General features: G+C 66.1%; 13 protein-coding genes. 1 reads left to right on the top strand and 12 read right to left on the bottom strand.

All coding sequences use genetic code 11. From position 1 onward, the window contains the following. The first annotated feature begins 12 nt into the window (after positions 1 to 12). A complete protein-coding gene (locus AC6LJW_RS04480) occupies positions 13 to 978 on the top strand; it encodes a Bug family tripartite tricarboxylate transporter substrate binding protein (protein ID WP_056564036.1) in 966 nt (321 codons plus the stop codon). A 12-nt stretch (positions 979 to 990) separates the two neighbouring features. Here the strand turns inward: AC6LJW_RS04480 and AC6LJW_RS04485 are convergent, their stop codons facing one another. The 12 genes from AC6LJW_RS04485 to AC6LJW_RS04540 form a co-directional block, all read right to left on the bottom strand. Continuing rightward, positions 991 to 1,365 (bottom strand): tautomerase family protein, encoded by a 375-nt coding sequence (locus AC6LJW_RS04485; RefSeq protein WP_056564037.1) that lies wholly within the window; start codon positions 1,363 to 1,365, stop codon positions 991 to 993. Between the two features lie 105 nt (positions 1,366 to 1,470). Then, complete coding sequence (locus tag AC6LJW_RS04490; RefSeq protein WP_498086610.1) at positions 1,471 to 2,754, bottom strand: quaternary amine ABC transporter ATP-binding protein; 1,284 nt, start codon at positions 2,752 to 2,754, stop codon at positions 1,471 to 1,473. Beyond that, a complete protein-coding gene (locus AC6LJW_RS04495; protein WP_056564039.1) occupies positions 2,751 to 3,608 on the bottom strand; it encodes an ABC transporter permease in 858 nt (285 codons plus the stop codon). Before AC6LJW_RS04495 ends, AC6LJW_RS04490 begins: the two co-directional genes overlap by 4 nt. A gap of 292 nt (positions 3,609 to 3,900) precedes the next feature. Then, a complete protein-coding gene (locus AC6LJW_RS04500) occupies positions 3,901 to 4,902 on the bottom strand; it encodes an ABC transporter substrate-binding protein (protein WP_105240031.1) in 1,002 nt (333 codons plus the stop codon). A gap of 1,042 nt (positions 4,903 to 5,944) precedes the next feature. After that, the gene (locus AC6LJW_RS04505; RefSeq protein ID WP_056564047.1) at positions 5,945 to 6,937 is read right to left on the bottom strand and encodes an ABC transporter substrate-binding protein; all 993 of its coding nucleotides are present in this window, start codon (positions 6,935 to 6,937) and stop codon (positions 5,945 to 5,947) included. Between the two features lie 28 nt (positions 6,938 to 6,965). Continuing rightward, the gene (locus AC6LJW_RS04510) at positions 6,966 to 7,745 is read right to left on the bottom strand and encodes a class II aldolase/adducin family protein (protein WP_498086611.1); all 780 of its coding nucleotides are present in this window, start codon (positions 7,743 to 7,745) and stop codon (positions 6,966 to 6,968) included. After that, on the bottom strand, positions 7,717 to 8,499 hold the full coding sequence (locus tag AC6LJW_RS04515) for an ABC transporter permease (RefSeq protein ID WP_056564048.1): 783 nt from the start codon (positions 8,497 to 8,499) through the stop codon (positions 7,717 to 7,719). The genes AC6LJW_RS04510 and AC6LJW_RS04515 overlap by 29 nt, the downstream gene beginning before the upstream one ends. A 4-nt stretch (positions 8,500 to 8,503) precedes the next feature. Next, positions 8,504 to 9,265, bottom strand: a complete 762-nt coding sequence (locus AC6LJW_RS04520) for an ABC transporter ATP-binding protein (RefSeq protein ID WP_498086612.1) — start codon at positions 9,263 to 9,265, stop codon at positions 8,504 to 8,506. Then, on the bottom strand, positions 9,262 to 10,347 hold the full coding sequence (locus AC6LJW_RS04525; RefSeq protein ID WP_498086613.1) for an ABC transporter substrate-binding protein: 1,086 nt from the start codon (positions 10,345 to 10,347) through the stop codon (positions 9,262 to 9,264). The genes AC6LJW_RS04520 and AC6LJW_RS04525 overlap by 4 nt, the downstream gene beginning before the upstream one ends. Continuing rightward, positions 10,344 to 11,900, bottom strand: a complete 1,557-nt coding sequence (locus tag AC6LJW_RS04530; protein WP_498086615.1) for a class I adenylate-forming enzyme family protein — start codon at positions 11,898 to 11,900, stop codon at positions 10,344 to 10,346. The genes AC6LJW_RS04525 and AC6LJW_RS04530 overlap by 4 nt, the downstream gene beginning before the upstream one ends. Continuing rightward, on the bottom strand, positions 11,890 to 12,744 hold the full coding sequence (locus tag AC6LJW_RS04535; RefSeq protein ID WP_498086617.1) for a VOC family protein: 855 nt from the start codon (positions 12,742 to 12,744) through the stop codon (positions 11,890 to 11,892). The genes AC6LJW_RS04530 and AC6LJW_RS04535 overlap by 11 nt, the downstream gene beginning before the upstream one ends. A 12-nt stretch (positions 12,745 to 12,756) precedes the next feature. Next, positions 12,757 to 13,182, bottom strand: a complete 426-nt coding sequence (locus AC6LJW_RS04540) for a PaaI family thioesterase (RefSeq protein WP_056564052.1) — start codon at positions 13,180 to 13,182, stop codon at positions 12,757 to 12,759. Between the last annotated feature and the right edge of the window lie 13 nt (positions 13,183 to 13,195).

Raw genomic sequence — 13,195 nt, forward strand, 5'->3', positions numbered from 1 at the left:
AGGAGACAACCCATGAAAAAAGCACTGCTGGCGACCACGCTGGCCATTCTGGCGCTAGGAGGCGCCGCCAGCGCCCAGGCCGCGTGGCCCGACCGCCCGATCACGATGGTGGTGCCCTTCCCGCCCGGCGGCCCAACCGACCTGGTGGCGCGCGTGCTGGCCAAGCAGCTGACCGACCAGCTTGGCCAGACCGTCGTCGTCGAGAACAAGGGCGGCGCCAACGGCAACATCGGCATGCAGTACGCGGCCGCGGCCAAGCCCGACGGCTACACCGTGCTGTACAACACCTCGTCCATCGCGCTCAGCCCCAACCTGTATCGCTCGCTGGCCTTCGACCCGGTCAAGGACTTTGCGCCGGTGTCCACCACGGCCGTCATTCCGCTCGTCCTGCTGGTGCACCCGTCCGTGCCCGCCGATACGGCGCCCGCCTTCGTGGACTATGCCCGCAAGCATCCCGGCAAGCTGTCGTATGGGTCCGCCGGCGCCGGCAACGTCACGCATCTGGGCGCGCTGCTGCTTCTGCGGTCGCTGAACATCGATGCGGTCCACGTGCCCTATCGCGGCAGCGCCCCCGCCATGACGGACCTGGTCGGCGGACAGGTTCAGGTGATGACCAACACGCTGAACGATTCGCTGGGCTTCATCCGCGAAGGCAAGCTGCGCGCGCTGGCGGTGACCAGCGAGACGCGCAGCGACCAGCTGCCCGACGTGCCGACGGTAGCGGAAACCGTGGCGCCGGGTTTTGGGATGGGGGCTTGGCAAGGCGTGGTGGTGCCGGCCGGCACGCCCGCGCCTGTCATTGAAAAGCTGAATGCCGAGATCCTGCGCGCGCTGAAATCGCCGGAGATGCAGAAGCAGCTCAAGGTGCAAGGCGCGCAGGCGCTGGGGTCGACGCCGCAGGAATATGCCGCCTACATCAAGAGCGAGATCGCGCGATGGGGCGAGGTGGTGAAGGCGGCGAACGTGAAGCTGGATTGAGGGCCGTACGACTCAGCGTCCCGCAGCCTTGGCGCTCAAGCCATTTGCCACGCCCATGTCGGTCTTGGGCACGTCGCGCAGGATCACGCGGACGTCTTCGCCGGAAATGTCGAGACTGGCACACACCGCCTGGTTCAGCGCCGCGATCAGCGCCGCCTTCTTGGCCTCATCGCGGCCTTCGATCAGGTCCACGTCCACGCGCGCCATGCGCTTGCCGATTTCCCCCGCAACGATCACGTGTTCCGCCGGGATTTCGTGCAGCACGGCGCGCACGCTGGGCAGCGGCGCAGCGATGCTTTCCACCACCGCGTTGGATGCCGCCTTCAGCAGGGCGGCTTTCTGGGCGGCCGAATGGCCTTGCATGATCTGGACGTTCAAGAGGGGCATGACGGTTTCCGAGGGTGCACGAAGAGGAAGGCCATCATATCGTGACTGCGCCCGCGTGCAAGCAAGTGCACGCGGGCGCAAGGGGTCATGCGGGAAACGCTGGAATCAGGCGGCGGCCTTGCCTTCGCGTTCCAGTTCCGGTTGGGCGTCCGACGCGTCCGCGTCCGCCGTGGCCGGGGTTTCAGTCAGGGCTTCGGCCGAAACCGGCGTCTCGGTCAGGGCCGGCGTGACCAGCTCCACGACCTTCTTGCGGGACAGCATGCCCAGGAACTCGTCGTCCTCGCCCGTCACGGCGACCGGCTGGTCGCTGTGCACCAGCTGCGCCAGCACTTCGCCCAGACCCGCGGTGGCGGGCACCGAGGCCAGATCCTCGACAAAACGGGACACATCGCGCGCGCCTTCCTGCATGGCATTGGCGGCCGCCTTGGCGGTCAGGACGCCAGCGAGGCGCTTGCCGTCCAGCACCGGCGCGTACTCGTAGCTGAGCGCGTTCATGCGGTCCACGGCATGCGCCGGGCGCGAACGCATCGTCAGCGTCAGGCGCGCCGGATTCACGGCGTGGGTGGCGTTGAGCACCTTGGTGCGGTTCACGTCCTGCAGGAACGACTGCACGTAATCGTTGGCCGGGTTCAGCAGGATGTCTTCCGGCGTGCCTTCCTGCACCAGTTCGCCGTCCTTCAGGATGGCGATGCGGTTGCCCAGGCGCAGCGCTTCGTCCAGATCATGCGTGATGAAGACGATGGTCTTGTTGAGCTTGGCTTGCAGTTGCAGGAGCTGGTCCTGCATCTCGCGGCGGATCAGCGGGTCCAGCGCGGAGAACGCTTCGTCCATCAGCAGGATTTCGGCATCGGTGGCCAGCGCGCGCGCCAGGCCGACACGCTGCTGCATGCCGCCCGACAGTTGATGCGGGTACTGATTCTCGAAGCCCGACAGGCCCACCTGTTCCAGCCAATCGCGGGCGCGCTTCTCGCGCTCGGCCTTGCCGACGCCCTGCACGGTCAGCCCGTACGCGGCGTTGTCCAGCACCGTGCGGTGCGGAAACAGGCCAAAGCGCTGGAACACCATGCTCATCTTCTTTTGGCGGAAGACTTCCAGGTCGCGCTTGTTCAGGCTGACGACGTCCACGCCGTCGACCAGGATGTGGCCCGCGCTGGGCTCGATCAGGCGGTTGAAGTGGCGGATCAGCGTCGACTTGCCGGAACCGGACAAGCCCATGATGACGTAGATGCTGCCTTCTTCGATGGACAGGCTGATGTCGCGCAGACCCAGCGTGTGGCCGCTCTTGGCCAGCAGCTCTTCCTTGCTCATGCCGCCCTGCGCGGCTTCCAGCCACTTTTTCGGATGCGCTCCGAAGATCTTGTAGATGTTCTTGACTTCGATCTTGCTCATCGCTGGCCTCCCATGCGCATGCGCTGTCCATACGATTGCGTGATCCGGTCGAACAGCACGGCCAGCACCACGATACCCAGGCCGGCCAACAGGCCCCGGCCCACTTCCAGGCGATTGATGCCCAGCAGCACTTCATAACCCAGGCCGCGCGCACCGATCATCGACGCGATCACCACCATCGACAGCGCCATCATCGTGGTCTGGTTGATGCCGGCCATGATGTTGGGCAGCGCCAGGGGCAACTGCACGCCGAAGAGCTGCTGGCGCGGGTTGGCGCCAAAGGCGCGCGACGCTTCCAGCACTTCGCGGTCGACCAGGCGGATGCCCAGGTCGGTCAGGCGGATGAGCGGCGGCACGGCGTAAATGACGGTCGCGATGATGGCGGGGATCTTGCCCAGGCCAAACAGCATGACGACGGGAATCAGGTACACAAAGCTGGGCATCGTCTGCATCACGTCCAGCACGGGCAGCATGCCCGAACGCAGCCAGTTGACCCGCGCCATCAGCACGCCCAGCGGAATGCCGATCAGCACGGACAGACCTGCCGCCATGATCATCAGCGCCAGCGTCTGCATGCCGGCGTCCCACAGGCCCAGCACGCCGATCACGCACAGCAGCGCGCCCATCGCGACGCTCAGGCCGATGCGGCGGCTGACGCCATAGGCGATCGCAACGGTGACCGCGACTACCGCCCACCAGGGCGAGTTGCGCAGCAGCTGCTCCAACCACACCAACGCGTGCAGCACGGGCTGGGACAATTTCTCCAGCGTGTCCGCGTAGTTGGTGACCAGATGATCGACAAAGCCGTCGATCGCCCCCCGTACCTGACGGGCGGGAATAATTTCAGGAAACATGCATTCGACTCCATTCTGGCGCGCTCGCCGCCCGTGTCGCCACCGGGCGCGCCGGCGCAGCGGAAAACAACGAGACTGAGACGGGTGCCTGGCACCTGGACGGATGATGGATCGCGCAGATCACATCCGCATCGGTGCCCTGCACCGGTATCACTGCCACCGCGGGTGGCGGCACAAGCACGCTTGCCGGGCCGGACGCATGCGCCCGGCCGGCGGCCATCCCGGCAAAGAGGTCCGGTCCCTCAAGGGGCCGGTACGCGCCACCGCGGCGCGCAGCCAGGATCACAGTGCTTTACAGCGCGCTTTGGACGCGCCCGGCGACGTCAGCGGGGACCCACTTGGTCCAGACGTCGGGTTTGTTCTTCAGGAACCACTTGGCCACGGCGGTGGACTCATCGCCGGACTCTTCCATGTGGGCCAGGGTTTCGTTGATGACCGGAAGCGGCACCGAAACCTTGGACAGGAATTCGGTCAGCTTGGGCGCATCTTCGGAGAACTTGGTGTTCACTGCCGTAAAGACGGGATTGTCGGGATAGGCGCTGGGCTCGGGCTTGGCGCACTTGGGCGACGTCAGGCACTTGTGCTTTTCGGCGTCGTAGGGCGGCAGGTCCAGCTTGACCAGATCCATGGCGCCAACCAGCGGCGTGGGCGACCAGTAATAGAAGACCACGTTCTGCTTGCGCTTGTAGGCCGACATCAGGGCCGCCTTCTGCGCCGCGCCCGTTCCGGGCGAATACAGCGTGTAGGAGTCGTCAAGCTTCAGGGCATGGAACAGGTTGTTGCTGGTGACTTCGCAACCCCAGCCTGCCGGGCAGCCATAGAAACGGCCCTTGCCGGGCTCTTCCGGATCCTTGAACTGGTCCTTGAACTTGGGCAGGTCGGCCGCGGACTTCAGTTCGGGCAGGCGCTCGGCCGTGTATTTGGGGATGTACCAGCCTTCGGCGCCCATGTACAGGTCACCGATGCGCTTGACCTTGCCGGTCTTCTCGGCGCGGGCCCAGGGGTCGGCCACGCTGTTCAGCCAGATTTCGGTATTGATGTCCAGATCGCCGCGCTCGAGGGCGGCCAGGGCGGGCAGCGTTTCGGTGGGCAGGGTTTCGGTCTTGCAACCGTAGCCCTTTTCCATGATGAAACGTTCGACGTCAACCAGGACCAGATTGGATTCCCAGTTCATGGCGCCGAAGGTTACCGGGCGCTTGATTTCGCATTGCGGGGCGTCGGCGGCTTGGGCCGCACCGGCAAACGCAAACATGACGGCCGCGGCGGCCAGGGTCTTGACAGGGGTAAAACGCATTGGCTTTTGCCTCCATAGGTTCAGGCACGCACGCCAGGAACAAGCCCGGGAGGCACCGTGGAGCTAAGGGGGTTGTGCGGAAGACGGGCTGAACCGCCAATACAAACCGACACTAGCAACAAGACGGCCCGCGAGGGACGCGGCGTCTTGCAAGACAGGGAGCTTCAAAAACGAGTTTTTGAAAACCCAGAGAAAGGGGACAAACTGAACGAAGAAGGCAGCATCTTAAACGAAATTGATATGCAGACCAACCCCGGGGGTGAATGAAACAGATACATTCGCCACGAAAAAGGTACGGGAAAACCCGGTGTCCACCTGGGTGGTTGGCAGTTTTCCCCAGGGGAAATTCATGCGGAGAGGGTCGATACATTTAGTTAACAATATGTTCGGATAAACACATACAGAGCGTTCCAAAACGGGGTTTGGAAACGCGAAACGGCCGGTCGGCAGGGCCGTTTTCATGCGCTTTCAAGGCGGCCCGGCGGGGCGGCTATGCCGCATCTGGGAGGAGGTGTCTGACACCCTTTAGGCAATGCGACAGGTTGAAGGCCGTCTCACCAGGGTGTCAGACACCGGGGCAATTCGGTGCCGCTACTTCCTGGCGAACGACTGCTGATGTGGAGGTGTCTGACACCCCTTTCGGCAATGCGTCAGGTTGAAGGCCGTCTCACCAGGGTGTCAGACACCGGGGCAGTTCGGTGCCGCTACTTCCTTGCAAGCGACTGCTGATGTGGAAGTGTCTGACACCCTTTCGGCAATTCGGCAGGTTGAAGGCCGTCTCACCAGGGTGTCAGACACCGGGTCAATTTGCCGCCGCTACTTCCTTGCGAGCGACTGCTGATGTGGAGGCGTCTGACACCCCTTTCGGCAATGCGGCACGTTGAAGGCCATCTCACCAGGGTGTCAGACACCGGGGCAGTTCGGTGCCGCTACTTCCTGGCGAGCGACTGCTGATGTGGAGGTGTCTGACACCCCTTTCGGCAATGCGGCAGGTTGAAGGCCGTCTCACGAGGGTGTCAGACACCGGGGCAATTCGGTGCCGCTACTTCCTTGCGAGCGACTGCTGATACGGCCCAGCGTCCAGCGCGCCCGCCGGCAGATCCCCCTTCAGCGTCCCGTTGTCCTTGAAAATCTGAAACTCGCGCTTGAGCGTATCCAGGTCCGCCTCGTTCAGCGACACCCGGTAATTCTCGTCCCAAAGGTCCGCGAACACCTGCGCATCCGCCTGCGGCAGATTGCCCGCTTTCTGCACCGCGCTGACCACCTGCGCGGGATTGGCGTGGCCGTATTCCAGCGCTTTGCGCAGCGCCACGATCGCACGCACGACGGCGTCCGGGTTCTTCTGCTGGTACTCCGCGCGGACCAGGCCCACGGCGTTGTAGGGCACGCTGTCGCTCTTGGTCAACGTCTTCCACTGATCGCCAAACGTCGACAAGGTACGCACCTTCAGGTCCTTCAACTGCGCGGTCGTGACGTTGCGCAGCGCGGCCGCGTCCACTTCCTTTTGCGCCAGGAATTGCACCAGACGCGGCTCATTGCCGGGCACCAGCGTGAAATCCTTCTCCTTGATCCCGTGGTTGCCCGCCAGCACGGCGCTGGCGATGGTGGCGGTGGAACTGCCCGCGGGCGACATGCCGATCTTCTTGCCCTTCAGGTCGGCCAGCGTCTTGATCGGCGAGTCCTCCAGCACCACGAAGGACACGTTCGACGGCTGCGTTGCCAGCACGATCTTCACCGGGACGCCATCGGTCGCCAACGCAAACGCGCCCGCGGCCGGGGATCCGAAGGCCAGGTCGATGGCATTGGCGGCGATGGCGCGGGTCGGGCCATTGACGTCCGAGAAGTGCACGTACTCCACCTCCAGACCCTGGTCCTTGAAGAAGGTGCCGGCTTCCAGCACCGCGCCGTAACCCAGCGTCAGCCCGCTGGGCCAGTAGCCGACGCGGATTTTTTCGGCATGCGCGGGCGCCGCGGCCAGGCCGCCGGCCAGCACCGCCAAGAACGCGGCGCGTTTGATCAATTGCAAGGCTTTCATGAGTGCTCCAGTAGTGAGTCCTGTCCGGTCAACGCGCCGGCGGCAGGTGTCGGTAGGTGGGATCGGTGCGGTCCAGTCCGCGCAGCAGCGCCTGCCACAATCGCGGGCTGCTGCGGCCGGCGGCGCGGTCGAAGGTCTGTGCCGCGCGCTGGATGGCGTCGCGGTCGGGCACGGCGACGGCCTGGCCAGTCGCCTGGATCTGCAACTGCGCGCGGCAGGCAAATTCCAGGAAATACATCAGCTCGAACGCCTCGCCGACCGTCGCACCGCAGGTCAGCAGGCCGTGATTGCGCAGCATCAGCGCCTTGTGCGGCCCCAGGTCACGCACTAGCCGCGCGCGCTCGTCCAGGTCCACCGCCACGCCTTCGTAGGCGTGATAGCCAATGCGCCCCTGAAAGCGCGCCGCATGCTGCGTGTAGGGCAGCAAGCCATCACGCAGGGCGGACACCGCCACGCCGGCCAGCGTATGGGTGTGCATCACGCACACGGCGTCCGGCCGAGCCTGGTGCACCGCCGAATGGATGACGAAGCCAGCCCGGTTGATGCCCAGCCCGGTCGGATCGTCCAGAAGCTCGCCGTCCGCGCCTACCGTCACCAGGTTGTCGGCACGGACCTCGTCGAACAGCAGGCCGAACGGATTGATCAGGAACTGGTCTTTAGCCCCCGGCACGCGCGCCGAGATGTGCGTATAGATGAGATCGGTCATGCCGAACTGCGCCGCCAGCCGATGGCAAGCGGCGAGGTCGATGCGCATCTGCGCGCGTGCGGCCGCCAACGCGTCAGGATCGGGCTTGGGTGTCTGCGCCACCTGCGGCCTCCCAGAAGACGATTTTGCGATGCAGCCAGCGCACCGTCTGCGCGCCGGCAACGCCAAATGCGGCCAGCAGGATCACGCCGGCAAACATGGTGCTGACGTTCAGGTTGACCGCGGCCGATCCGATCAGGTAGCCCAGCCCTGCCTCCGACGAGACCAGCTCGCCCACAACGGTGCCGATCAGCGCGAGCGACACGCCGATCTGCAAGCCGGCAAAAATGTCGCCGGACGCCGCGGGCAGCTTCACGTGACGGAAGATGTACCAGCGCGACGCCGAGAACGCGCGGCACGCGTCGATCAGGTCCGGGTCCACACGCCGGATGCCCACGATGGTGTTGATGAACAGCGGGAAAAAGCAGATCAGCACCACCAGCACCACCTTCGACGCCAGTCCGAAGCCGAACCACACGAGGATCAGCGGGGCCAGCGCCACCTTGGGCGTGGCCTGAATGGCCACCAGCAGCGGATAGACAAATTTCTCGAACGTGCGCGATTCCGCCAGCAACGCCCCCAGCACCAGCGCCAGCACGCTGCCGATGGCGTAGCCGATAAGCGTCGCGGCCACGGTGTAGCCGATGTGGCGCCAGATGGTGCCGTCCTGGAATACCGACACCAGCGTGCTGAAGACAGCGCCCGGCGTGGTCAGGATGTAGTCGGGAACCTTGAAGTAGGTCACGGAAAAATGCCAGGCCAGCAACACCGCGGCCAGCGTGGCAAGCGGGTACAGGACAGCGGTCAGTCGTTGCATGGGCTCATCCGATGAAGTGGCGCCGAAGGTGATCGGCGGCGGCGGTAAACGCGGGTTCGGCCAGCGTCGCCATCGTGCGCGGACGGGGGATATCCACCTTGAAGTCCTCGACCACCCTGCCGGGCCTGGCCGACATGACCAGCACACGGTCCGACAGCATCACGGCTTCGGGAATGCTGTGCGTGATGAACAGCACCGACTTGCGGTCGCGCATCCAGATCCGCTGCAGCTCCAGCGTCAGCGCCTCGCGCGTCATCGCGTCCAGGGCGGCGAACGGCTCGTCCATCAGCAGCAGCCGCGGGTCGCGCTGCAGCATCCGCGCCAGCCCCACCCGCTGCTGCATGCCGCCGGACAGTTCGATGGGGTAGTTGCCGGCAAAGTCGCGCAGCCCCACGAGGTCCAGCAGTTCCCGCGCGCGGCGCTCGGCAACGGCGCCGCGCTCGCCCGCGGTTTCGCTGGGCAGCAGAACGTTGTCCAGCACCGAGCGCCACGGCAGCAGTGTCGGCTTCTGGAAGGCGACGCCGATGTCGCGGCTGGGGCCGGCCACCGGCACGCCGCCGACTTCGACCTGGCCCCGCGTGGGGGCCAGCAGCCCGGCAGCAAGCTTGAGCAGCGTGGACTTGCCGCAGCCCGACGGCCCGAGGATCGTGACGAACTCGCCCTCACCCACTTCCAGTTCCACGTCGCGCAGCGCGTCGATGCTGCCGCGCCGCGTCTGGTAGGACACCGACACCGCGCACGCCTGCAGCAAGGGCGCTGCCGTCATTGGACCGCCTTCGCCTGCGCGCGCACGGCGGCGGCGTCGAACGCCGAGAACTTCGGCACGAGCTGGTTGCTGAAGATCTTGTCGACGGGAATGTCGGCGGTGTTGAACTCGCCCGCCTCGTGCATTGCGCCCACAAAGGACCGGATCACCGCCAGGTCGAATTCGCCCGGCACGCGGACGGTGCCATCGGGGCGGCGCAAGGTGCTGTCCATGCGCTTTCTGACCAGCACAACGGCTTCGTCCAGGTGCTTCTGATAGTCGCCGTCCTTGGGCTTGGCTTCCGGCTGGTACTTCCAGAACGTTTCGGCGCACAACCGCGGATTGGCATCGCACGCCAGCACCGCCTTGGTGTACGCACGCCCGAAGCGGGCCAGCAGCTCGGGCTGGTCGCGCAGCGTGTCTTCATGCGCGATGAAGCCGTTGCTGTTGATCTTCTGGAAAATCGGCGGATACGGCAGGCGGCGGACCTTGGTGCCGGTCAGCTCCAGCATCGCGGTCCACGAGCTGTTGTAGTTCAGGGCGTCCACCCTGCCCTCTTTCAGCGCCAGAAAGCCGGATCCCAGCACGCCCACCGCCACGATGTCCACGTCCTTGCCCGGCGCCAGCGACTCCTGCCGCAACAGCGCCCGCGTCGATGGAATAGTGCCCCAGGTCAGCGCGCCGACCCCGATCTTCTTGCCCTTCAGGTCCTTGATCGTCTTGATGGGGCCGTCAGCCAGCACCGCCAGCTCCAGCTCGTTGGACGGAATGGTGTTGTAGAAGTAGCGCACCGGCAGCGGCGTCTTGCCGGTCTCGTAGCTGGCCAGCACGGGCTCCGGCAGCGGCAGGCCGATCGTGACCTTCTTGGACGCCACCTGAGGCAGCAACGCGCCCGCGCCCTGGAACACGATCGTCTTGACCTCGATGTTCTCCTGGTCGAAATAACCCAGGTCCTTGCCCAGTCCGTACACGCCGCCACTGGCGACGGTAAGCGGAATGCCCAGCGCCACGGTGACAGTGTCGGCGGCCTGCGCGGCCGGGAGGGCGGCCAGCGCCACGGCGGCGGCAGCGATGCGCGCAAGGGTTTGTGCGGGTTTGGTCATTGCAGTGTTCCGTTGGTGTTGGGGTGTCTCTCGGGTCGGGCCAGCGCGTTCCGCGCCCGCTGTTTGAGCAGGTTGCGGTCGACCTTGTTGGTGGAAGCCAGCGGCAACGCATCCAGAAACCAGACGCGGCGCGGGTGCTGGTAGGCCGGCGCGTGGGTCAGCACGTACTGTTTGACCGCGTCTTCGGTCAGCACGCCGGGCGCGGCGGGCACGACAAACGCCACCGGCTTGTGGCCCTTGATGTCGTCCGGCACCGGCACCACGCAGGCCTGCTGCACGCCGGGCAGCGTTTCCAGCACTTTCTCGACCTCGCCGGGAAAGATGTTTTCGCCGCCGGACACGAACATGTCGTCGTCGCGGCCCACGAAGTAATAGAAGCCCTGCGCGTCGCGGCGCAGCACGTCGCCCGTGACGTAATAGCCGTCGACGGTGATGGCGGCGCGGATATCGGGACGGTTGTGATAGCCCAGCATGATGCCGGGGCTCTTGACATGCAGCACGCCCTGATCGCTCTCGTTGCCCGCGGCGTCCACGAGCCGCACCTGCACCTGCGGATGCGCATGGCCGATCGACATGTCGGGCTGCGGCAGCCCGCCCGGGTGCGGGCCGAACGTGACGGGGCCAGCCTCCGTGGTGCCATACGAATTGATCACGCGCGCCTTGGGCAACGCGCGGCGGATGGCGGCCTGCAAGGCTTCACTGACGGGCGCCGAGCCCATGCGCACGACCTCCACGCTGCTCAGATCGGCGTGGACGAGCAGATCCTCTTCGCGCAGCACCATCGCCATCATCGGCGGCACGGACGTGAGCCAGGTGGGGCGGTAGCGCGCAATGGCCTCGATGTAGGGCCGCGGCTTGAACTGCGGCAGCAGCACGATGGTTGCCTGCCCGGCCAGCGCAAGCTGGGACAGCGCCAGCGCGTTCATGTGATACATCGGCGCGGCGATCAGGTAGCGCTGCCCGGCCAGGCTTTGGCCGGCGAGCCGCGTGCGCACCACCCACAGGTGGCTGCGATGCGACAGCACCACGCCCTTGGGCTTGCCGGTGGATCCAGACGTGTACAGGAAGAACGCGGCTTCGTCCGGCGCCGGCGTCACGGCCTCGAACGGTCCCGGGTCGAGCAAGGCGTCCAGCCCGGTCTCGCCCGGCGCGCCAAACTCCACGACAGGCAGATCCGACGGCGTCTGCGCGCGCCGCGCGGCATCGCAGAAGACCAGCCGTGCACCGCTGTCCTGAATGACGAAGTCGGACAAGGCGCGCGGAAACTTGTAGTTCACCGGCACGACAACCAGGCCCGCCCGCTGCGCGCCCAGCAGCACCGCCAGGAACTGCGCGCTGTTGGCGGCCAGCACCGCGACGCGATCGCCGCGTTGCAGCCCGCGGCGCAGCAGTCCGCGCGCGACGGCGTTGCACAGGTCTTCAAGCTGCCCGACCGTCAGGCGCGTCTCGTTCTGCTCATCGTCCAGCGCGATCACCGCCACGTTGTCGGGATGGGCGCCCGGCGGCGTGAGGCCGCCCAGGTTGTACGCATGAAAGCCGAGATCAGTGCTCATAGACGAAGTCCAGTAAGGTGTTCAAGCCCGGCAGGGCGACGGCCAGACCGTTCACGCCATCGCGTTGCCAGGGCCGCGCGCGCAGGCCATCGCCCAGCGCCGCGACGTGTCGCTCCAGCGCATCGGGGTTGCCCGCGCGCATGGCGATGGCGCCGAAAAAGCTGTCGCGGCCCAGCGCATCGCAGGCGAGGTCGCCGTAGCGCTGCGCGTAAGCATCGGCATCCAGCAGGTCAACCGAAAAGCCGGGGCTGGGTATCGAAAAGCCGCGCCCGTCCAGATGCACCTGGCCGAACGCCGCCTGCGCATAAGCCTGCGCGTCGGCCTGCGCCCGGGCGGACACCAGCGTCAGGCCCGCCAGGCCGCGCACGCCATTGGCGTGCGTCTGCCACTCCGGCCGCCACACCAGTTCCGGCGTCAGGTGCTGGCAGTAATAGACTCGGCCAGCCTCGAAGGCGCCGGGCTGGTAGCGCACGGTGCGAAAGCTGGCCTCGTGCTGCACACCGTCCAGCTCAAGCGCACGGGTGAACGCGTGCAACGGGGCCACCGCGGCGCCCGCGCGCGTCAGCGCCGCATGCACGGCGTCGGCCGAGGCCGGCTTGTAGACCAGCCCGTCGATGCCCGCGGGGTTGTCCAGGATCTCCTGGCGCAAGGTGCCACCATCGGTCGGCAGGCCGATCAGCTCCAGATAATCGTCCTGAAACACCATCAGGTGATTCACCGACCCGAACGCGTGCCGGCCTTGCGGCGTCAGCGTGAACCCCAGCGCCGCGAACAGGCGCGCGGCCGCATCGGTGCCAAAGCGCGTATTGATCACCAGGTGATCGAGTGGCAGAGCGCTGTCCATGCCCCTTCCCCCTCAGGCCTTGGGCGGCGCGGTCAGGTACACGCCGCGCCCGCTGGCCAGCAGCACGCCTTGCGCGTCCTCGATGCGCGCTTCGGCCACCGACAACTGCTTGCCGGCCTTGACGACCTTGCCGCGGATGGTGAGGTCGCCCTGGATCGCGGGCCGGTGATAGTCGACCCGCAGGTCCACGGTCGGCACGCCACGGCCCGTGTGGGAGACGAGCGCCCAGTCCGCTGTCAGGTCGATCAGCGCGGCCAGAATGCCGCCGTGCGTGTAGGGGTTGTCGGGGTTGACCGACCATTCCTCGCGCCACGTGGCCTGCAGCACGATCTCGCCGTCGCCGACCGACAGCACTTTCAGGCCAAGCCACTGGTGATAGGGACTGCGCAAGAGACGCGCCTGGATATCGGCCGCGGCGGGCAGGTTCTGTTCAGACATGTTCAAGGTTCCG

This window comes from Achromobacter sp. 1012554356 (assembly GCF_059760815.1).